This window comes from Shewanella sp. MTB7, from assembly GCF_027571385.1.
Lineage (GTDB): Bacteria > Pseudomonadota > Gammaproteobacteria > Enterobacterales > Shewanellaceae > Shewanella.
The window spans coordinates 142,483-162,785 of the sequence record NZ_CP085636.1 but is presented as its reverse complement, the minus strand read 5'-3'; the positions used below and the strand labels follow the sequence as shown (position 1 = coordinate 162,785).

Annotated in this window: 15 protein-coding genes; 11 read left to right on the top strand and 4 right to left on the bottom strand. The window is 45.0% G+C overall.

What is annotated here, in order from left to right; translation table 11 throughout:
- The first annotated feature begins 8 nt into the window (after positions 1–8).
- The 7 genes from HWQ47_RS00710 to HWQ47_RS00680 all read left to right on the top strand — a co-directional run bounded on the left by HWQ47_RS00710 (position 9) and on the right by HWQ47_RS00680 (position 10,474).
- Positions 9–2,447 (top strand): phage tail-collar fiber domain-containing protein, encoded by a 2,439-nt coding sequence (locus HWQ47_RS00710; protein ID WP_269969309.1) that lies wholly within the window; start codon positions 9–11, stop codon positions 2,445–2,447.
- Between the two features lie 112 nt (positions 2,448–2,559).
- On the top strand, positions 2,560–2,862 hold the full coding sequence (locus tag HWQ47_RS00705) for a hypothetical protein (protein WP_269969308.1): 303 nt from the start codon (positions 2,560–2,562) through the stop codon (positions 2,860–2,862).
- 38 nt (positions 2,863–2,900) lie between these two features.
- Positions 2,901–3,119, top strand: a complete 219-nt coding sequence (locus tag HWQ47_RS00700) for a hypothetical protein (RefSeq protein ID WP_269969307.1) — start codon at positions 2,901–2,903, stop codon at positions 3,117–3,119.
- Complete coding sequence (locus HWQ47_RS00695; protein ID WP_269967203.1) at positions 3,116–3,601, top strand: baseplate complex protein; 486 nt, start codon at positions 3,116–3,118, stop codon at positions 3,599–3,601. Before HWQ47_RS00700 ends, HWQ47_RS00695 begins: the two co-directional genes overlap by 4 nt.
- Positions 3,598–5,175 carry a hypothetical protein gene (locus HWQ47_RS00690; protein ID WP_269969306.1) on the top strand — a complete coding sequence of 526 codons (1,578 nt, stop codon included), beginning with the start codon at positions 3,598–3,600 and terminating at the stop codon, positions 5,173–5,175. Before HWQ47_RS00695 ends, HWQ47_RS00690 begins: the two co-directional genes overlap by 4 nt.
- Before the next feature lie 851 nt (positions 5,176–6,026).
- A complete protein-coding gene (locus tag HWQ47_RS00685) occupies positions 6,027–7,028 on the top strand; it encodes an OmpA family protein (RefSeq protein WP_269969305.1) in 1,002 nt (333 codons plus the stop codon).
- 50 nt (positions 7,029–7,078) lie between these two features.
- Complete coding sequence (locus HWQ47_RS00680) at positions 7,079–10,474, top strand: RCC1 domain-containing protein (protein ID WP_269969304.1); 3,396 nt, start codon at positions 7,079–7,081, stop codon at positions 10,472–10,474.
- Between the two features lie 661 nt (positions 10,475–11,135).
- Here the strand turns inward: HWQ47_RS00680 and HWQ47_RS00675 are convergent.
- On the bottom strand, positions 11,136–11,675 hold the full coding sequence (locus tag HWQ47_RS00675; RefSeq protein ID WP_269969303.1) for an MAPEG family protein: 540 nt from the start codon (positions 11,673–11,675) through the stop codon (positions 11,136–11,138).
- 62 nt (positions 11,676–11,737) lie between these two features.
- A complete protein-coding gene (locus HWQ47_RS00670; protein ID WP_269969302.1) occupies positions 11,738–12,487 on the bottom strand; it encodes a class I SAM-dependent methyltransferase in 750 nt (249 codons plus the stop codon).
- Positions 12,488–12,728: 241 nt separating this feature from the next.
- Here HWQ47_RS00670 and HWQ47_RS00665 point away from each other — a divergent pair, with 241 nt between their 5' ends.
- The 3 genes from HWQ47_RS00665 (at position 12,729) to HWQ47_RS00655 (ending at position 17,360) form a co-directional block, all read left to right on the top strand.
- Positions 12,729–15,059, top strand: a complete 2,331-nt coding sequence (locus tag HWQ47_RS00665) for a multiheme c-type cytochrome (protein ID WP_269969301.1) — start codon at positions 12,729–12,731, stop codon at positions 15,057–15,059.
- A 162-nt stretch (positions 15,060–15,221) separates the two neighbouring features.
- Positions 15,222–16,457, top strand: a complete 1,236-nt coding sequence (locus HWQ47_RS00660) for a winged helix-turn-helix domain-containing protein (protein WP_269969300.1) — start codon at positions 15,222–15,224, stop codon at positions 16,455–16,457.
- A 60-nt stretch (positions 16,458–16,517) separates the two neighbouring features.
- Positions 16,518–17,360: a 23S rRNA (adenine(2030)-N(6))-methyltransferase RlmJ gene (locus HWQ47_RS00655; protein WP_269969299.1), complete on the top strand. Its 843-nt coding sequence runs from the start codon at positions 16,518–16,520 to the stop codon at positions 17,358–17,360.
- Positions 17,361–17,420: 60 nt separating this feature from the next.
- Here HWQ47_RS00655 and HWQ47_RS00650 read toward each other — a convergent pair whose 3' ends face one another.
- Both HWQ47_RS00650 and HWQ47_RS00645 read right to left on the bottom strand, forming a co-directional pair.
- Complete coding sequence (locus tag HWQ47_RS00650; protein ID WP_269969298.1) at positions 17,421–17,792, bottom strand: nuclear transport factor 2 family protein; 372 nt, start codon at positions 17,790–17,792, stop codon at positions 17,421–17,423.
- 75 nt (positions 17,793–17,867) lie between these two features.
- A complete protein-coding gene (locus HWQ47_RS00645; RefSeq protein WP_269969297.1) occupies positions 17,868–18,752 on the bottom strand; it encodes a LysR family transcriptional regulator in 885 nt (294 codons plus the stop codon).
- 155 nt (positions 18,753–18,907) lie between these two features.
- Between HWQ47_RS00645 and HWQ47_RS00640 the strand changes: the two genes are divergently transcribed.
- Positions 18,908–20,278, top strand: coding sequence for an MATE family efflux transporter (locus HWQ47_RS00640; protein ID WP_269969296.1), 1,371 nt, complete (start codon positions 18,908–18,910; stop codon positions 20,276–20,278).
- The last annotated feature ends 25 nt before the right edge of the window (positions 20,279–20,303 follow it).

The following is a 20,303-nucleotide window of genomic DNA, read 5'->3' as shown; positions in this document are numbered from 1 at the left end:
AGTGTTCGATGAGTCAAAACATCATACCCACTGCATTTGAACAATACCGCCAACATTGTGAGCTCAACAAAACTGCAGTCGTTCTCGACACCATTATTCTGGCAAACATTCCAGGCTTAGATCCTGAACAGCCCGTTGACCGCGATCAGATAAGCTATCTTGAGGATTGGGTGGTTCACCGCCATAAGCTTGAGGTAAACCAAATCACTGCGATCAATCACAATGCAGTGGCATATGCGCTACTGCTCGATACCCGCGTGGGCGACTTTAGTTTTAATGCTATGTTTCTGATCAACAGTATCGATAATGTTATCGCCATGGCGATATATAAGGGCGTTGAAGATAAGCTTGCCTCTACGCCTGGACAAACTGGCAACAGCATCGTTAAAACCATGATCATGCCATACAGTGGCGCAGCTGCGGCAACTCATATCAGTGTAAGTGAGCGGACATGGACCATTGATTATGCCAAGCGGCTCGCAGGCCTGATGCAAGATGAGCGCTTATCGAACATACAAAGTGTCGGCAATAGCGCCTTTGTCGGCGATGCGTTTCTCTTTCAAGATAATCAACTCATGCCAGGCGTGGCTTATATCAAAGGCGTCAGGGTCGATACCGACGTAATGGCATTAATCCCTGATGCAAATAAATCGCTCATTATCATCGATGTGTGGCAAGCGGGTACTGCGACCGGCGCATGGGAAAGTGATTTAACCGTCATCCAGTCCAATGATGAACCCGTTGACTATATTGATGAGGCAGGTGTACAGCATTACTGCGCGGTACTTGCTGAGCGTCAAGGTGATCGTTGGCTTGATAGGCGGCAGCAAACGCTTCTCGAGGAACATAAGCAGCATAACGATCCTCATACGCAGTACATCGCCAAAGTTCAAATCAGCCAAGATGACACGAATGATAATCCTGACACAGTGCCGAGCTCAGCGGTCACCGCAGGTTTGAAAAGCCGTTTAGATTTGGCCATATCCATTGGTCAAGGCATGGTGCTCGATCTCGGGCCCTATGATGCATCCAGTGGCGAATATCCCCCTAAGCCTTACGTCACTGATAATGATGGTAATGGTCAATTGGTCAGTGCTTTTTGGTTTGTCACCCAAGCGGGTGTGATTAACGATATTGGCTATGAGGTCAATGACAAAATCAATTATAGCCGTGTCACCGATGCGTTTTTTAAAACGGACAACACTGAGACACTGTCACTTTCTCAGGCTGAATCATTATTTGCCAGAGTCATGCACGATCATCAATGGGCACAGATCAAGGGCATACCTGTGCAAGCAACTCGCTGGCCATCATGGACAGAAGTATCAGGTAAGCCGGCAACTATGCCACCGAGTAGCCATATCCACACATGGGTACAAATCACAGGGATCCCTGTCTACGCAACACGCTGGCCGAGCAAGTCAGAGGTGGGCTTAAGTGTCGTAAATAACTGGGGAGCCACAGGCTCTGTAACAGATACGAGTGACGTGAAGTATGCAACGGCAGGAGCGGTACAACAGACATATGTTCACGCTACAGACGCAAGAAACAGGGCTATTAATGCCCACATACGCGCAGATTCAGCTTACAATTTGGCATCAGGCAAAGCAAACGCAAGCCATGCCCACACATGGGGACAAATCTCAGGGATCCCTGTCTACGCAACACGCTGGCCGAGCAAGTCAGAGGTGGGCTTAAGTGTCGTAAATAACTGGGGAGCCACTGATTCTGTATCGGATACGAGTGACGTGAAGTACGCAACGGCAGGGGCAGTGCAACAAACATATGCCCACGCTACGGACGCTCGAACTCGGGCTATTAATGCCCACACGCGCGCAGATTCTGCTTACAGTTTGGCATCAGGCAAAGCAAACGCAAGTCATAGCCATACATGGGGACAAATCTCAGGGATCCCTGTCTACGCAACACGCTGGGCGAACAAGTCAGAAGTGGGCTTAAGTGCAGTAAATAACTGGGGAGCTAGCACATCAGTAAGCTCGACTTCTACGACTACTTATGCAACTTCAAGTGCTGTTAAGGCTGCTTATGATAGAGGTACCGCAGGTATTAACGCTGCTAATGGCAAAGCCGCTGCGATACACGAGCACCATAACCGAACGGTAAGTAAAACCACTCTTTGGTCAGGAGTCATTGCGTCGAGTGGCTCGACTGTATATACCTTATCTCAACCTTGGTCTAATTATGACGCAATTGCTGTAGTAGGAACAAATGATAGTGCAACTAAAGTCATCACTTCGCTTATCACTGTTGATGAACTGAATGAAATATATGCCATTGCGGGGACATCTAAGCATATGGAACTCTTAAGGGGCTCTGAGATATATGCGTATTGGATCATGGCCGATACATCTAAAAAGAAATTTAGGATCTCATATGAAAATTCACGAGTATTAAAAATCATAGGTATTAATTACAGCTATAAATAAGAAGTTGCTCAATGACCTACTATTGCCGGCTCCTGTCTAACACATTTATGTCACTAAAGTGTTTTCAGTTCAGTAGGTCAATCCTGCGTAAAATTAATTAAGACATATAACAATGCAAATATTACTCATCAACTCCCATCAACACACCTTTAACAGTGTGCGTATTCCTGCGGGACAATGGCATGCTTACATGCATGCTATTTTTGCTCACGATCTTCATGGTTTGTCTCGAAAACTAGCAGGATTTCAGGATGAGTACGGCTTCTCTTGGTGGAATAGCGAGGCTGCTCGAATCAAAGCGCTCCTCGAGCAAGATAATTTTTTGCAGCCAAGTAGACAGAGCAACTATTGGCGAAAAATGCCCTATCACCACAGCGTGTTTAGCCGTAAACAGCAATCAGCACAATTGCACTAGACGCTATTGCTGCCGAACCTAACCCCATAGCAGAACAATTGGCCAAACTTAAACATAAAATCGACACGGCTAAACAGCATCATCAAGCCATATTGGATCAAGCTCCAGGCACACATGAATTGTGGTCGTGGAAATCGGCAGGGAATGCCGTACAGCTTGAGCAATCCATCGCTTCAATGACCTTGCCGGCGCACAATTATTTTGTGGCCTGCGTCATCATCAACGCAACCCCTATTGCGGAGTTTGAAAGCCTATGACCATTATGCTCACGCTCGATGGCGAAGGGATCCCTCTGGATAATATGACGCTCAGTGTGTCACAAACCCTCGCCGATACCGATGTTTCAGGTCGAAGTGCTATGGCTGACAGTGCCGAAGAAGGAGTGAAAGCCATGGAGCTCAAAGTCTCTGGACAACTGAGCTACACCAACGAGGCAACTGCCGCGCGACTGTTTGAGCTGAGCCGCATGACAGAAAAAGACGGCAGTCGAAAAGTATTTCGTATTGGCAACGGCACAGCAAGGATCATCAAGTGCCGTCAGGTCAAATTTGCAGGCACTCTCAGTTTATCCGAGCAAATCAATTTAATGGCATGGAATATCAGTTTTACCTTACGTGAGGTAAAGAGTGTCGCAGAGCAACAGGAGAGTCGTACGCAAAGAGGAAGCAGCTCTGCCCAGCAAGTCGATCAAGCCCAGTTTCAACAGGCACTGATTAGGTCGAATAAGGTGGCGCTGTGAGATTACATCAACAATTAAGACAAGGTGAGCGAGTCACCCCCATAGCCAGCATCAAAGCAATGCTCAGCAATAACACCGCTGGACGAGCAGTTGTCACGGCGACCACAGCATTAAACGTTGGCCAGCTGCTATCAATCGAACTTGGATATGATGAAGTACGCACTTGGTTTACAGGGTTTGTCGAATCAACGGAACAAATGACTGCAGTGTATCATCGTGCAATTATACGTGAACCTGCCGCCATCCTCGCCAGCACCTTACCAATCTCAATGGTGCATCCGACATTACAGCACTTACTCGATAACATAACGGCTCAAACCGGGTTGGTGTTTTGCTGCAGTGACATCGATGCAGCTAAGCAGATAGCCAACATGACTCACGCCGGCACCGGCTACGCGCTGATGGCTCAACTGGGCATTATGTTCGCTATCAAGCGTTATACCTGGTTCAGTCAGCCAGATGGTTCTATCTGGCTTGGTGATTGGGATGAATGCCATTGGGCAACACGCCCTATAGACTTAGACCCACGTCTTTACTCTGGCGAGAAAGTAGCGACTGGAGTGCAGATCCCCATGCTGCCCGCCGTGCGCCCTGATTGTATGCTCAACGGGCAACGAGTGGGGAACGTGCTGTTTGACGGTACCCAATTAACACTGCAATGGCACAAAAAGGAGAGTGCCACCCAGCGCGATATGAAACAACAGTTTCCAGAATTGGCATCATTGACCCATTTGGCACTACTGGGCCGCGTGGTTGCGATTGGCGAAGCGGTTTCACCAGGACATATCCAAACTGCCTATCGGCCCGCATTTGGGGTTGATGTGCAGCTGCTTAATCCTGATGGCAGCGATAACACAGCAGTGCCGGTGTTTCGCAATGTTCCACTACCTGGTGCAACACATCATGGCCAAGGCCAATTTGCTTACCCTCAAACTGATTGTGTGGTTGAACTGGGCTTTGCGTTCGGCCATACCCATCAGCCATTTGTGCGCACTATCTTGGGGCTGAACTGGTCAATGCCAGGCGTGGATTATGGTGACCATCTCACTCAGTTTAATGAAGGCTTCCATCGAATCGACTCTGGCGGCAGTCAGCAACTTCATTCAGAGCAGGCAATCGCACTCATTAGTCAGGGAATGACGTTGAATACCGATCACCTTAATCAGACGCTAGGAGAGCATACGAGGCAAGTTGATGGGCATGATACTGAAAGCAGCTTAGGGCATCGTGTTATTCAGGCTAACATCTTATCCTTGCTTGGTTTGTCAGGGCTGCAGCTTGGCACAGACAAGGACTATGAGCTGTTAGCGAACGGTTCGTTGCTTGAGACCGTTGCTAACCTCAGGCAGTCTATTGCTAAAACTCATTGGGCTGGCAGCAAAGACACCAACATCTATCAACTCTTATTGCAGATCATGTCTGTGGTTGAAACCTTGGCCAAGACGGCCAGCAGTCACACACACACCTCTAGCAAGTCAGGAACGCCAACCAGCGCCCCACTTCAAGCTGGTGACTTCACCGGGCAATCATCTACAGCCAAGCAACTGCAAACCACGCTCTCCCCTCTTATTTAAACCAGTCTTTAAACGAATTAGGCACGCTCTACAGCGTGCCTAATTGTTTGTGTGCCGTCATATCAAATAAAGCATGAAATCATCATAGCGAAGCACACCGCTTCATCCCACGGAATCTACAGAGCCACGTAAAACCCACGGAATCCGCACAACTCCCCCCCCAAAGCTGCGGGCTTTTACACTAAAAAATTGCAGAAATATTTTGCTATGCGAAAAGGCTGCAAGCCACGCCCCGTATGGGCTGCAATAAGGTAAAACAGATTGTATATTTCTGCACAAGTGTGCAAGAAATTGCAGTTTTGTGCAGAAATGAAAGATCAAACCCATACAACCAAAACTACCTAACTAATTGATAATATTTAAAAACCCTCTATTTTCCGTGGAGTGTAGATAAAAACAGTGAAGTAAAAAAGATCGTGAGTGATCGCAAAGATCGAGAAGAGACGGGCATTGCAGAGCATATTAGCAAAAACTGGAACTGCACAAAGTTGCACAATTAAACTAAGGTAAAAAAGCACATTACCTTAATTAACCTAAAAAATTCGATGTGCTAAAATCTGCTAGCCATACCTATTCTACCGCCGTCTTGCGAAATGGTTGTATTAACAACACCAATTAACCACCGACCAATTATCGATTAATTGATTAATTGATTAATTGATTACCAACTAATTAACCACCCTCTAATTAAATGATTGTTATTAAAGTCAAATAATGACATTGATTGCAAATATTATAGCCAATCAATATTTTTTAGATTACATTCCACCCCGCTGTCAATATATTGACCTACTGTCAATTTTTTTAGCAGTGTTTTATTTGAAAATATTCATTTTTTGGAGGTTTGTTTTGTGAAAAAATCACTTATTTTTGCTTTATGTTGTGGAGCGCCCTTATCGCACGCCGTTGCCGAAACATCAGAGAACTTTTGGTATACCGGTGTTGATATCGGACAAGGCTATTACGCTAATGGAGGCAATGAGGCGTCTTACGATAGCACTCGAAACCGACTATCCGGTGGTCTACACCTTGGTTACCAGTTTAACGGCTACTTTTCTACTGAGCTTGCTTATCAATATTTAGGTAAAGCTTATGCAAATTACAACAATGGTCAGATATCTGCTGAGTTTCAGCAAGGTGTCATGAGTGCACGCTTAGGCTATCCAGTAACGGATAACCTGTACCCTTACCTTAAAGTGGGCGGTGCGGGCTGGATGGGCGATGTGAAAGGCTTAAATAATGTAGATACCGATGGATTCTCACCAGTGTTTGGTGCAGGACTATCTTATGCGCTGACGGATAATCTAGCCCTACGTGCTGAATACCAGTTCACTCAATCATTGGGTGATAGCGCCGCTGGCTTTTCCGACCACCACTTAGCCACTATTGGTGTGAGTTGGCGGTTTGGTTTTTCGCCAAAACCAGAACCAATTATTCAGGAAAAGTTGGTTGAAGTGATTATTGAAAAACCCGTGGAAGTAAAGACCTATATTGTTTCAGGTGTAGATAGCGATACAATTTTCGCTCACAACTCAAGTCAATTAGTCAGCACTAAGCCGCTTGAGAAAACCTTGGCATTTTTAGCTCAATATCCAACTTCGGTTATCACGATTACAGGGCACTCCGATAGCACTGGGCCTGAAAAGTATAATCAGTGGATGTCAGAGCGAAGAGCACACTCGGTAGCGAATTACTTTATTACCGAGGGGGTCAATAAGGCCAGAATTAACGTGCTGGGTAAAGGCGAATCGGAGCCGGTAGCAGATAACAGCACAGAAATGGGCCGAGCGATGAATCGACGTGTGGAAATGGTTGTTCAGCCGTTTGAAATTAAATCACCCACGATTATATGAAGTATTTACCAAAGATGATGCATAGTAAAAAGACCGCGTCGGAGAATAGAATGATGAAAAACAAATTACATTTAAAAACACTGATTATCACCTCGCTCGTGTTCGGGCTAATGGGGTGTGGTGGGGATGACTCAGGATTGCTTGATGAGCCAGCGCCGCCGACTCCGCCACCGACGATTCCGACAACTGAATCATTAAGAGCCCTCCCTAAAGCCGTTATGCTAATCGAAGGTGATACTCTGACTGTTGATGTAGCTGATGCAGTTTTGGCTGTAAACATATCGTCTTGGGCGCTGACTAACGTACAAGATAGCAATGGACTCGGTGAAATCACTCAAGAAACAGAGACGGGTTTTGATTACTCAGCCAAGACATCAGGCATCGCATCGTTACCTTATGAAATTCAAGGGGGTGGGCTAACCTCTACATCTACAGTCCTAGTTGCTATCAACGCTAAAGACACGGGCGAGCCTGATGTTAATACGCCGCCGTCTGCAAAAAATGTCATCTTAGAAACACTAAGCAATCAAAGTGTTAATGTTGATTTAAATCAGTTCATTTTGGATATCAACAACGATGCTCTACAGATAAAACATCTGGTTACAGCATCTGGCCGATTTACGTTAGGCGAAGATGGTTACACTGTCACTTTTCAGCCTGCGGGTTTTGTAGGGGTAGACCAAGCGGTATACAGCGTTGATGATGGTCAAGGTGGTTATGCGCTCGCATCTATTGTTATTACCTCAAGAGAGGCTAACCCAAGCATACCTAATACCCTTCCTGTAGCAAAAGATTTTGCACAAAACATTGATAGTAAAACGCTCCCGACTTGGTCTATAGACCTCGCTACACTCGGGTTAATCAGTGATGCAGATGGCGACACATTGAGCATTGCTCACATTTACAGCAGCAACAACCGAGCGATAAAGTCTGGCGCGACCACGATTGATTATACGCCCGGTAGTTTCACTGGAATAGACCAATTTACCTACATCATTACTGATGGTAAGCAAGGTTACGCGGCAGGCTCAATATCCGTAACCGTCAGTAATTCAACGCCAGGCAATGCGATACCGACCGCAAAGCCAATCGTTATCAAAAACATATTAGATAATGACTTCCGTCCTATTTTAATTGATGTCACAACGTCTGTTGTCGATACAGATAATGACGAGTTACAGCTAATCGATGTTTTTGGCGAAAATGGTACAGTTGCAATAGATGCAAGCAATCCACTGGTCATTAATTACACCCCGCCATCGCCCTCACAAGGCCTTCAAGATGACTTCACCTATGTAGTCACTGACGGTAAGGGTGGCATAGCAATGAGTACGGTTAAAGTTGAGTTTATTCATCACAACCCGAACGCACCGGTTGCAAATATTGCCCAGCTAACAACACTGCACGACGAAGCCGTGAGCATCAACTTAGAAGATTACATTTCTGACGTCGAAACAGCAAACAGTGAGCTGACAGTCAGTAATTTACAAGGAGTAGCTCTTCCAGCGACCGTAACCTTGGCTGGTAAAACGATTACTTACACCCCGAATGGTTTCATGGGAACGGCGCTATTAACGTATACCGTCAGTGATGGAGAGCTAAGCACTCAGGGAATTGTTGTGATAGGTGTGAACCCTGATGCAGACCACACTGTAATTGCGAAAGACTTTACTGTCAGAGTAGAGGCTGGCAGCACTTTTGCTACTCGTCTTGATTGGCTCTCAAACGTATCGACTGACGCTACCGATGTTGATGGCTTAACGTTGACGCTAGTAAGTGTTCGAGGTGAAGAATTAGGGGTTGTTACCATAGTAGGTGATACGCTTAATTACACACCTATCGAGGGCAAGTTCGGCCAAGATAAGCTAATTTATACCGTAAAAGATGGCCATGCTCCTACGCAATTTGCGCACGGGAAAATCACCATTAATGTTGAGCCACATGAAGCCCCTGAAATAACTGCGCTAACGATTGAGGGTAAACCTACAATCGGCAGTACACTGACAGCCAAAGTGACTTGCACTACGTGTGACACAACTAAGTACCAATACAAGTGGATGATTAACGGCTTAACTGCAGGGACTGCATCAACTTACACATATCAAACCAGTGATTCTGGATTTAATATTCGTCTAGAAGTGACGGGTGAGGATGCTTATAAGCAAAAGACCGCTGAGTATGGTGTTTATGAAGTGTCTAAGGTTGAGAAGATATATTTAACTGATAGAGCTGCTGCGGCAGTGAAAGAAGACGGCAACGTGGTGACATGGGGGAAGTCTATCGATGGCGGTGACAGTGCAGGAGTGGACTTCACTGGTGGAGTCCAGACGATTTATTCAACTGTTTCCGCCTTTGCTGCTGTAAAGAAAGACGGCAGTGTGGTCACCTGGGGGGATGCTAATAATGGAGGCGATAGTGCGAGCGTGGACTTCTCCGGCGGGGTTGAGACGATTTATTCAACTGCTATCGCCTTTGCTGCATTAAAAAAAGACGGCAGCGTGGTGACATGGGGGAATTCTATCTATGGCGGTGACAGTGCAGGAGTGGATTTCTCTGGTGGTGTCGAGAAGATTTATTCAAATGATAATGCCTTTGCGGCAGTAAAGAAAGACGGCAGCGTGGTGACATGGGGGGATATCACCAACGGCGGTGACAGTGCAGGAGTGGACTTCACTGGTGGTGTCGAGAAGATTTATTCAAATGGTTATGCCTTTGCGGCAGTGAAAAAAGACGGCAACGTGGTGACATGGGGGAATATCACCAACGGCGGTGACAGCTCAGGAGTAGACTTCACTGGCGGTGTCGAGAAGATTTATTCAACTAGAACCGCTTTTGCCGCAGTAAAAAAAGGTGGCAGCGTGGTGACATGGGGAAGCGAACGACAAGGCGGTAACAGCGCAGGAGTGAACTTCTCTGGCGGTGTAGAGGCAATTTATTCTAATCAACAAACTTTTGCCGCAATAAAGAAAGACGGCAACGTGGTGACATGGGGAAACTCTGAATTCGGTGGCAACAGCGGATGGGTGGATTTTTCAGGAGGCGTAAAAGAGATTTTTTCAAATAGAACGGCTTTTGCGGCGCTGAAAAATGATGGTTCAGTAGTGACATGGGGCCATGCCGCTGGGGGAGGGAGCTCTTCTGCTGTTGCCTCACAACTCGCCTCTGATGTCGTCGATGTCTTTTCAAAGCCAGGTGTGTTTGCAGCATTTAAAAGTGACGGTTCATTGATATTCTGGGGGATTGACAATTGGGGGGCTGATACTTCAACGGTTAGCGAACAGATCTCCTCCGGTGTGAGTAGTCTATATGGAACAGAATTATCGGTTATCGCACTGAAGGAATGTGGTACGGTTGTAACATGGGGGGATAGCTATGTTGGTGATAGCTCCGCAGTGGCAGACCAATTAATACCTTCTTTTAGTAAAGTACAAAGCTCGATAATGTAAATCCTACTAGCCCCGCATTTAGTGGGGTTTTTTATTGCCTAAATTCAACACCTCAGCTCTATACAAAAAGCGCCTTTTTTCGAAGAGTTGAACAGTTCAAGTATAGCCATTACTGGGCTTACCTGATGATAAAAAAGAATGTCCAACGAGCGAAATGTAAAAAGGAAAACGAATTGAGGCTAGAGGTAGCCATAAGAAACCAAAATCGTTCAAGCGATGACAAAAAGTGGACGATAAAAACAGTAACAACTTGAGATACAGTGACTTAAATCAACAAATAAGGAACCTTTATGGAGCCTTTCTTATTAGGTCTTGTTACTCCCGAATTCAAGTCGGTTTAGAACGATACTCAAAGCGTTCTTTATTTACATATCTAAGCAATAAAAAACCGCCAATTAAGGCGGTTTTTTCATTCCTAACGGTTAGGTGTGGTCAATGCGTGGTCAGCGAATTGCCAGTTCCTTGCTGTACAAGGCTTTCAAGCTAATATAAAAGCACTTAACAGTGGCTTTGCTTGGCTAAGGAGATACCCTTACCCGCTTTCAATATCTTAATTAAAAGACATAACCATAACCAGAGCATTAGTCATAAAAAAACTCTTGTATTTTTTCATTAGAGCCATCTTAAATTAGTTAGTATGATGGTGGAGTTCATACATCTATTAGCTTATAACTACCATTAATTGATACACTACAAGCACTAAGAACATCAATACGGTTGAATAAAATGTTAATGCAAACCCGAAAGCTCTTGCTGGAGCGCCATGACTATAACCTTTAAAAAAGAATATACGTCCAATAGCGAATAATACTGAACACAAAGGAACAACGGATAGCCAAGAAGTCGGCATTAACAAACTCCAAGCCGTATATACACCATACGTAATTACTATTTGTTCTAGTGTATTTTGAAGCAAGCTTTGTAATACTACAGCTTCACTAGTACCTGATGTTAGCCCACTACCATCAATATCTTCTGGGCTAAAGAATCTAAATTTTGCCAGCCTTCCAATTGAAGCAATTAAAAATGACGTTGGTAAGATTAAAGATACCCCTAAGACAGTTAACCTTTCTGATAATTGGCTCATATCAGAATAATTCAATGGATCGAAGGCAATTGAGGCAATAATTACAATTATTGAAATCAGCATTGCCGATGCCATGCCTTTGAACACACCATTTTGTTTATTCGATAATGTCATAATTCTCTCGAAATAAGCTAACGCGCTTGTTAACAGTCTAAAAATAGTAGACACCAAAAAAACTAAGCCGTCATAGCTGCTTTTATATAGACATCGAAGCGATTTTTCTTAGTGGCGATAACCATACTCGGTTTCACACCATCTAAGTCTTCGGCGTAATCAGGACGTTTCACCACCACACGTTTACTGGCAAGGGCCATAGCTGGAGCTAGCAGGCCATCGGCATCAAGATCGGCGCCAACCAAAGATTGAAACACGCGCATCTCTTTTTTCACTAAAGCTGACTTTTCACGGTGGGGATACATGGGGTCTAAGTACACCACATCGACCTCCTCACCCAATGCAGCAACAGACTCTAAACTGGAGCCGTGCACCAAGCGCATACGCTCTTGCATCCAAGTACCTATCTCAGCACTCTCATAGGCACGGCGCAAGCCATCTTCCAATAATGCCGCCACTACAGGGTGACGTTCAACCATGGTCACATTGCAACCTAAACTCGCCAATACAAACGCATCACGACCAAGACCAGCAGTACCATCGACAACATGTGGGTTAACCCCTTGTTTCAGTCCAACGGCTTTGGCAATTGACTGGCCACGTCCGCCACCGAATTTACGTCTATGCGCTACGGCACCGGAAACAAAATCAACACAGATCCCATTGAGCTTAGGTTCATCGCGTTTATTTAACACCAGACAGTTATTTTCAAATACCAATTCAAACTCAGCATTGGCGTCAAATACAAGGCCCCAGCGCTCGCAGGCAGACTCTAGTGTAGGGTAATGTCGATTAAAGAAAATGCAGCTCACGATTAGGCTCTATTGTTGAATACTGACCGACGAATGATACCACTCCTCACGCAGAAACAATATCGACTACATGGCACTCAATAACCAGCAGAGGCCTAATCTAGCGTCATTTTCTCATCGAAAACACCTCAAAATAGCTCAAATAAACTGAAATTCACCTAAAAAACTTCAATATAACTATAAACAGCTAGCTGTTCACATCGTGAAATAAACACTTAAGGCACACTTTTTTGAGTCGTTGATGAATCAAGCGACATTAGCAGAGAGAAAAATGATGATGACCCCAAAAAAGTTAACCACTAAACTGTGTTACCTAGCACTGCTAGCAGCCTGTTCTATGGGTATGCAGGCTTGCTCAGATGGTGAAGACGGTAGAGCAGGTGAAGATGGTAAGCCAAGTAACGATGTGACTACGCAGGCAAAAACCTTAACCCTAACGATAGATAAAACTGCGATTACCGACAATATCTTGAGCTTCAGCTTTAACGCTGAAAATGAACTTGCTATCCCCGTCGTTAAAATTGCAGCCATTAAGGTCAGTGCAACACAACTATTACCACAAGCAAAGGGTGAGCGCTCACAATGGCAAAAACTAGCGAATGAAACTTGCACACCAGAGAAAGGTTGTGACGGCCTCTTAGTCGACAACATGGACGGCAGTTATGTCTACACCATGCATGCGCCACTTGTTAGTGGTGATGTTAAGCACAAGGGAGAATTTACCCAACGCTTACTGTTTAGCGTGTTAAAGACAGATAATATCCCCGCATCAGAAGTGATTAACGACTTTAAGGTAGACGGTAGTGAAATCACTGATAACCGAGGCATCATTAATAGCGAATCTTGCTTAAGTTGTCATGATGATATTACTTCAATTAAACATGGTGGGGACAAGATTGAAAACTGCGCCAGTTGCCACACCAACAATAACATGACAGATCCTGCTAAAGTTTGGCCGGTTCTGGCTCACACCGTACACATAGGTATTACCCCACAAGCCCTAGGTAACTGTACCACTTGTCACGCCAAAGAAAGCAGCGAAAACCAGCTACAAGCGACTAACTGGAATCAAGTGCCCACTCGTGAGACTTGTTCAAGCTGCCACGACATGACCAGCAACCCGGTTTATGACCACGGTACTCAGCCTGATAATGGCAATTGCTTAACCTGTCACTCACCAGAAAACACCTATGATGTGCACTTGAGTCAATCAGAAAAAGCCATAGCAGAAGATGAGCGTAACATCGTTAATATCAGTCTTGAACAAGCTAAGCTCGTCGAAAAAAAGGGTCAGTATTTTGCTGAGATCAGCTTTTCTCTACTCGACAGACAAGGCCAACGCATCACAGTACAGAACAATAATCCTGCCGATGCAGATTGGATTAAAAACTTACAGCTATACGTCAATTGGGGTACCTCGGTTGATTTTACCACCAGCCGCGGTTATAGCATTTTTGTAAAGAGTAACAAGAAGGACATTACTCAAGATGGCAGCGACGGTATTACCCCTGCTGGTGAGCGAGCTCGTACGCCGTTGGCAAAGTCTGAAGCCAATGTTTTCACATATCTGATGGGGCCTGTCGTGACTCAAGACCAGTTCTCTGGCGATCTACTTGCTGATACTGGTTTCATCACTAACCGTTTTATCTACTGCTTCGACAGCGCCCAGAACTTAGTCAGCTGTGACCAAGCTGGTCACACTAAAAATGCAGAAGCGAATAAACGTTGGTTCTTCAACAAAGATGGCCTAACCGACGCACCTGAAGCTAAGCGTCCTGTGATTGTTAGCAACAGAACCTGCGGCACTTGCCATGGTTATGATGCATTTAATGACAACACAGAACTTGCATGTCGCAGCTGTCACAGCCGCAACACCGAGATCAACAAAGAGCTAGCTGATACCACCTGCTTCTCAGGTCATGATCACGATGAACTGGGTGAGCATGTACGTCCATTCGAAGCACGCGCTATGATGCCCAGCGGTAAACCGGGCTTCCTCAGCTCGACTGCGGATATTATCGATCCTTGCTTAGCTTGTCATAATCCGAATACCCCACCAACTCAAGCGATTCGAGAGATGCATACTAAGCCTAGCGACTGGGATTACGTTGAACAGTTAACGGTAAGTCATCCTGATCATAAAGTGTGGATGCACTCTCTGCACACTAATCAACGCGCAACTCAAGATCGTGAAAATGGCGTGCGTAATATTGAGTTCCCAGCGGACAAAGCCAACTGTTACCGTTGCCATGAAGGCGATACCTTTGGTGTCGAACGCCTAACTGCGGTAGGCCGTCCATTGGCACTCGACTTAGACTACAACCCTGATTCAAGAGCGAGTCCAGCGATTGACATTACCGTTGATGCCTATAGCTCTCCAGTCTCTGCAACCTGTTACGCCTGTCATGCAAAACAAGAAAATGCCGACGGAAAGCTGGTGATCAACAAGGCCGTACGTGCTCATATGGAGCAAAATGGGGGGCGATTTGGCGTGACGGCCAATGAGCTACAAGTTGAAGCTTGTGCTGTTTGTCACTCAGTAGATAACCTTAAGCGGGTGCATAACCTATAGAATTGATATCCCTGCAAATATATCAAGCCACCCAAATCAGTTGCTTTGGGTGGCAACCTTTATCGAAATCAAGAAGTTGATCAAACTTTACTGGCAAAGATTTCCTCGCTAGCTCACCTAAGAATATACTGAATTAGATATTCGGCTTGCTAGAGAACAAGAGTGCAACTAACGTCAACGCTAAGCTTAAACCTAACTCAACAACACCTGTTTGATACTGAAGACTCGTCACGTATTGAGCTCAGCTATGCGGAAACAGCGGTGTTGCAGTTGATGCTCAAACATCAGGGAAGCCTTGTCACTCGCGAGGCTTTGTTAAACGCTGGATGGCTCGATCGGGTGGTCTCCCCCTCATCTTTACAACAATGCATCAGTATACTGAGAAAGAAACTGGTCAATTATCCAGAGGTCGAGCTCAAAACCATTCCAAGACACGGCTATGTATTACACCTTACAGGGCAAACTAAAGGTAAGTCTCAGTTAACACAATCTAAAGCGACGCTGCTATTTGGAATGGCGGTTATTGCTTGCCTATTATTGCTCAGCTATAGCTATTTTAACCATCATCAAGCGCCCTATAATGAAACCCTCATTACCAGTAAATTGAGCGATATTGAAGGTATCATCCGCGTATTTACGGCGGCAGACAGTAAGATAAAGTCAGCCGAATCGACTAACCAACGCTTAGCAAACCAAATAACTAACGAACCACACTGGCAGGCCCCCTTTAAGACCTTCACCAGCTTCGCCTTACTCAGTGACAAAATGGACAGTTTTGCTATCTGTCCCGATACACAACACCAAGAGTGCAGCGGTAAACAGCTGATAAATATTAGTAGTGAGAAAGGCCATGGTGGCCAGCTCGCTTTATCGAGTTTCTTGACCACTAAGATACGAATGGAACAAAAAACCTATAACAAATTGGATCTGCCAGAACTAAGGCGGCATCAAGGAAACTTAAATGAGCAGATTTATCATGGCGACCTGTATTTCTCAATTGATAATAACAAATTGGTGCGCAGTGATATCCGCATTTCGCTAGTCGATCTGTCGCCAGATAGTGGGATTTTCTATTTTGCTGCCTGTATTACTGATGAAGACTGCTATACCACCCCTATTCGCTATGAGATCCGTGGCCAATTTAAGCGCACTTCAGAAAAATGGCAGCAACGTAAAGTTGAGCGTTTTGACATTGAAATAAGTAAGACAACACTTTCTTCACCCAATGCGCTATCCGACACAGCACAAATAATCTATCTTGCACTGAGAAAGCAACATCTGACCCAAGCAGGCCTCAGTTTCTATCGCGTTTATCAAGATGACAACACTGCGGTATGGCAACTGCCCTTGGTGAACGACAACATCATGTGGATGCAACGACAAACCCTCAAATTATGATCCCCTCCCAGAGTTAGTATATAATCTCCTCCTCTTTACCCTATAGGCCAATAGAACCCAATGTTAAGTTATCGCCATGGCTACCACGCCGGCAATTACGCCGATGTATTAAAGCACACTGTCTTACTGCAAGTGCTTAAACTGATGCACAAGAAACCAACACCTTTCGTCTATATCGATACCCATGCCGGAGCCGGTGGTTATGCGCTAACGGATCAGTTTGCACAAAAGACAGGTGAGTATTTAGAGGGTGTCGCTAAGCTGTGGGGAAAAGAGGATCTGCCAGAGCCATTAGCTGAGTATCTAGCCGATGTGGTTCACTTCAACCAAGGCAAACCGGAACTCTCTTTCTATCCGGGCTCGCCAGCTTTTGTCGATATGAACCGTTATGAAAAAGAGCGCATGGTACTGCATGAACTTCATGGTGCTGATTACGCTCAACTCGAAGAGCAGTTCACCGGTGACCGATATATCCGCATTGTAAAAGATGATGGGTTAAAGGGGCTAATCGCTGCTGTTCCTCCCCGTGAACGACGGGGCGTTATCCTAATCGACCCAAGTTACGAGATGAAAACCGATTATCAAGATGTGCCTAGTGCAATCATTAAGGCTCATAAAAAGTTCTCAACTGGGGTATATATGCTCTGGTATCCCGTGGTAAACCGTGCCCAAACCGAAGGCATGTTAAAGTTACTTGCCCAAAGTGGCATTAAGAATCAGCTTCGCATCGAACAAGCGGTAAAAGCAGACAGTGATGAGTTTGGTATGACTGCGGCGGGTCTGTGGATCATTAATCCTCCTTGGCAGCTCGATACTAAGGCTGATGAGATATTGCAGTATCTGTCACCTTTACTGAATCAAGGTGGCGGCAAAGTGACAATGAAGCTCGAAGTCCCTGAGTAATATTTTCGCTATAAACCGATAAAAAAGAGCCCGCTAAGAAGCTGGCTCTTTTAATTTGAGCTAAAATGCCTCACATGACGTTCCCTGATGGAAGATCAGTTGCCACCGACCCTCCTCCTCTTTCCAGAGTGAACTGCGCAGCGAATAACGAGTAATAAATTCATTGGGCTTAATCATGGTCGCTCGATATAGGAGCTGGGCCAGATCAGGCGCTAACATTCTTAGTTCAAAATCAGTGGCGCAATATTCAGGGCTCCTCACCAAGGGAAGCTGCGATAAGATCTCCTGCTTACCAAAGCGAGTGCCTGAACCACCAAACTCTAAAAAATCATCATGGATCAAGGATGCAAGCTCCTTAGCCGAGGTTCTGACTTCAGATTTAAGCAGATAGAGCTCAAGCTCAATGAGTTGTTGCTTCAAACCAGTTAGCATGCTTTCACCTTATCCCCTTCAATCTACGTGCTACTTCAACAACAAAACATTAAGGTTTGTTGCTGAATCTATTAATTATTTATTTAATATAAACATGGACTCAATCTCTAAAAAGATCCACTCCATAACTGGACCATAAGCCTTATCACGTCGATTAACCACCCCAATTTCAACCAGTAATGGAGTGGGAATGTATTCGGTAGAGAGTTCAATGATGTCATCTGAGTACCATTCAGAGCTAGCCACGTGCTCGGGAACCAAGGCCCAGCCTACACCTCTAATCACCAATGCCGTCATATAATAGTAGCTGTCGATATACCAATGATTTGCTGACAAGGCCTTAGCCTGGCTGCCTCCAAATCTGTCTCGAATAACCAGCTGTCGATGTTGATTCAACTGTTTAATTTTGGGTGCTGGGTACTTAGCCAATGGATGATTCGGTGACACAATAAGCGACTGCCTGAACTGCCCAATAGACATAAAATCAAGAGATCCCGGCAGCTCTTTAACAAGAAACAGTATCCCCATATCCGCCTTTCCTTTATCAACCCACAGGCTAATGTCATCTTGAGAGCCATTAATGATGGTTAATTTTAACAGCGGAAACGCTATTGATACCTTTTCAAACAGGGACTCAAAAGCATTAATAGGCACAGCTTCATCTAATGCAACCGTCAGCGTGATCTCCTGACCGGAAGCAAGTGTCATTGCACGAGACTCTAACCGCTGACACTGATCCAGCACCGCCTGAGCCTCGATATACATATCTTCACCGTGACGAGTCAGCACCGGGAGTCTAGCACTACGATCAAAGAGCTCGAAACCAAGATCAGCCTCAAGGTTGCTAATCGCCGTGCTTATTCTGGACTGGGCTCGTCCAAGTTTTCTTGCTGCAGCTGAAAATGATCCATGCCTAACCGCTAGCACAAACGCTTCAAGCTGATATAAGTTCCAATTCACTGGTATCTCCATGGTGAACTTGTTTAACTATTTATTATACTATCCGAAAAACGGATACTTACTAACTTATTCAATCCGAAAATTTAATATATTCTATGGCACTCTTTCAATATCAGTAGACTCTTATGTTCGTCCATCAATCATCAAAGAATCAGATGCCAACCTCCATCAACCGTACCTTCTGGCGCTACGCGATACCTTCGGTCGCAGCGATGTTGGTCAATGGCATTTATCAGATAGTCGATGGTATTTTTATTGGTCAATACGTAGGTTATCAAGGCTTAGCCGGCATCAATATGGCTTGGCCTATCATCTATGTATTTGCTGGTATTGGTCTTATGATCGGTATGGGCTCAGGCAGTTTACTGTCGATAAATCGTGGCGAGAACGCTCAACACTGCGATAGTAAGGAGTCTAGTTTAGCGGTAATCAATGGTACCTTAGCCAGTGCGATTATTCTCATTCTGGTCTTTGGCCTATTAGGCTCTTTCGCACTAAATTTCAGTGTCGATACCTTGTTACAACTGCAAGGTGGAACGGGGCAGACCCTATTAATGGCGCAGCAATATACTATGCCTTTTGTCTGGTCTCTAGTGTTTACCATTCTAGCGACCGCGATCCCCATCTTAATTCGTAACGATGAAAGTCCCAATATCGCCACAGGCCTAATGGTAATGGGTGCGTGTCTGAATATTGCACTGGATTATCTACTGATTGTTAAATTTGATTTAGCACTTCATGGTGCTGCCATTGCCACTATTTCAGCTCAAGTGGCCGTCTCGATTGCCGGTATTGGTTATTTTCTATCATCTAAAACCAGAGTTGAATTTATCGCTTCTAAGTTCAAATTCAACCCTAAGCTTGCCAGACAGATTCTACTGTTAGGGGTTTCTAGCTTAGTAATGTACCTCTACACTAGCTTTGTGTTCGCTCTGCACAATCGACTCTTTATGGAGTATGGATCTTCATTAACCGTCGGGGCATTCGCCATCGTGGGATACCTAATGGTGCTCTATTACTTTATCGCTGAAGGACTAGGCGAAGGTATGCAGCCACCGGTTAGCTTCTTCTTCGGAGCCGATCAGCCTAAGAATATCAAACGTATGGTGATCCTTGCCACTAAGGTTACTATCTCTGCGGGTGTACTCTGGGTACTAATTTTAAATATATTTCCAAACAGCATCATAGGGTTATTTAACAGTGACGATCCCGTCCTGCTCAAAGAGACGATCACAGGCATTCAACTGCATCTTTTTGCGATGTACTTAGATGGCTTTATCGTATTGTCCATCATGTATTTTATGGCTGTGAATCAGGGCGGAAAATCACTCTTTATATCCGTAGCAAATATGATGATCCAACTGCCTTTCCTCTATTTTCTACCTAAATGGTTAGGTGTCACAGGAGTCTGGCTTGCATTACCTCTATCGAATGTCGCGTTGTTTTTAATTGTTGCGCCTATGGTGTGGAAACATCTGAATTCAGCCATAAATTCGGAGACTCATCAGAGGTTGAGTGCGGCATAATACATAAAGTATGGTGGGGTTAGAT

Bases quoted from the DNA above. Each gene is read 5' to 3' on its own strand.
- HWQ47_RS00665 (WP_269969301.1), top strand. From the start codon at position 12,729: ATGAATCAAGCGACATTAGCAGAGAGAAAAATGATGATGACCCCAAAA.
- HWQ47_RS00705 (WP_269969308.1), top strand. From the start codon at position 2,560: ATGCAAATATTACTCATCAACTCCCATCAACACACCTTTAACAGTGTG.
- HWQ47_RS00710 (WP_269969309.1), top strand. From the start codon at position 9: ATGAGTCAAAACATCATACCCACTGCATTTGAACAATACCGCCAACAT.
- HWQ47_RS00655 (WP_269969299.1), top strand. From the start codon at position 16,518: ATGTTAAGTTATCGCCATGGCTACCACGCCGGCAATTACGCCGATGTA.
- HWQ47_RS00640 (WP_269969296.1), top strand. From the start codon at position 18,908: ATGCCAACCTCCATCAACCGTACCTTCTGGCGCTACGCGATACCTTCG.
- HWQ47_RS00650 (WP_269969298.1), bottom strand. From the start codon at position 17,792: ATGCTAACTGGTTTGAAGCAACAACTCATTGAGCTTGAGCTCTATCTG.
- HWQ47_RS00675 (WP_269969303.1), bottom strand. From the start codon at position 11,675: ATGACATTATCGAATAAACAAAATGGTGTGTTCAAAGGCATGGCATCG.
- HWQ47_RS00680 (WP_269969304.1), top strand. From the start codon at position 7,079: ATGATGAAAAACAAATTACATTTAAAAACACTGATTATCACCTCGCTC.
- HWQ47_RS00695 (WP_269967203.1), top strand. From the start codon at position 3,116: ATGACCATTATGCTCACGCTCGATGGCGAAGGGATCCCTCTGGATAAT.